The organism is Ectothiorhodospira mobilis (assembly GCF_900114895.1).
GTDB classification, from domain to species: Bacteria; Pseudomonadota; Gammaproteobacteria; order Ectothiorhodospirales; family Ectothiorhodospiraceae; genus Ectothiorhodospira; species Ectothiorhodospira mobilis_A.
Genome location: NZ_FOUO01000033.1, coordinates 1 through 1,234 on the forward strand (window position 1 = coordinate 1; position 1,234 = coordinate 1,234).

Genomic DNA, 1,234 nt, shown 5'->3' on the forward strand with positions numbered 1-1,234 from the left:
CAGGGCAATCGCACATAGAGATTGATTCTTATTTGAGTCCGAGTAAGTGAGCACGGTACTCGTCAGATGTTGCCGCGATGATCCGTTTGGTCTTGAGGCTGCCCTTGCGAGGCAAGGGATCCAGACGGATCAGATTCAACGTCAAGCGCTTGAGGATGGCCAGGTTATGCCCAGCGTGGGCCGTACGGGCCCTCATCTGATCATCCGCAAACGTGACGTCCAGGCACCAGTGCACCTGGTTCTCGACGCACCAGTGCTGGCGGATCGTTCGTGCCAGGACCGGAGCATCAGGGGGCAAGCTGCTGATATAGCACCGGCGCTCCTCGGTCACCTTGCCGTTCACCTCGCGTGAGGTCTCGATCACGGCAAAGCTCTTCAGGTCAGGCCAGCGTTCCGGATTGGGTAAGCACGCCAGGGCATCAAACACATAGCAGCGGCGTGTTTCCTGCCGTCCATGGCCCTTGTCGATGTCTTCGCTGACCTGATGGGGCGTTTTGTCGGTCGGGGCTGACTGAAACAGGGCGAAGAAGTCCTCCATGGCCTCCCATAACTGAGGCTGGTTCCGTTTGACGGCCAGAACATAGTCCGCCTGCTGGTCGCGTATGGCCTGAGCGATCGAAGGCTGCGTGCCCATCGCATCGATCGTCACAATGCAGCCCTCCAAGGCCAGCGTCGCCAGTAGGTCGGGGATCGCCGTCTTCTCGTTGGATTTGGTGGCTGTGGCGTGCTGCCCCAGAATGACCCCGGCGTCAGCAGCAAAGGCGCTGACCAGATGGAGCGGTGCCTCACCGGTCTTCGCCGATCGGCGGCTCGTCTTGCCGTCCAGCGCCACAACCTGAGGCGAAAGCCCGGGTAGTACCTCGGCTACCCAGCGCCGGAAGGCGGCTTCGAACTGCTTGGGATCGATCAGGCCGAAGAGGCGAGCAAAGGTGTCATGCGAGGGGATGCCGTTGGGCAAATTCACGTACTGCCGGAGCCAGGCCTCTTTCTCCTGGGCCCATAGCGCGATTTCCTCGAAGGTGTCGGCACCGACCAAAACGCCGCAGACGGCGATGGTCAGGACACCAGGCAGCGGATGCTCGACCCGGCGAGGATCTCGCGGGTCCGTGACACAGGTAAAGATATCGAAAAGCGAGGGGAGCTGGGACATTAGGGCTAACCTCAAATGCTCCAGCTATAGCGCTTCAGGCTAAATTAATCAAATGCGACTCATTTCGTGTCTACAATTGCCCTG

Annotated in this window: 1 protein-coding gene; it reads right to left on the reverse strand. The window is 59.8% G+C overall.

Annotated features, from left to right (window positions below):
• Positions 1-28: 28 nt before the first annotated feature.
• Positions 29-1,150, reverse strand: coding sequence for an ISAs1 family transposase (locus BM214_RS12290; RefSeq protein ID WP_090487777.1), 1,122 nt, complete (start codon positions 1,148-1,150; stop codon positions 29-31).
• Positions 1,151-1,234: the final 84 nt, after the last annotated feature.

Coding starts and splice junctions, on each gene's coding strand:
- BM214_RS12290 (WP_090487777.1), bottom strand. CDS start 1,150: ATGTCCCAGCTCCCCTCGCTTTTCGATATCTTTACCTGTGTCACGGAC.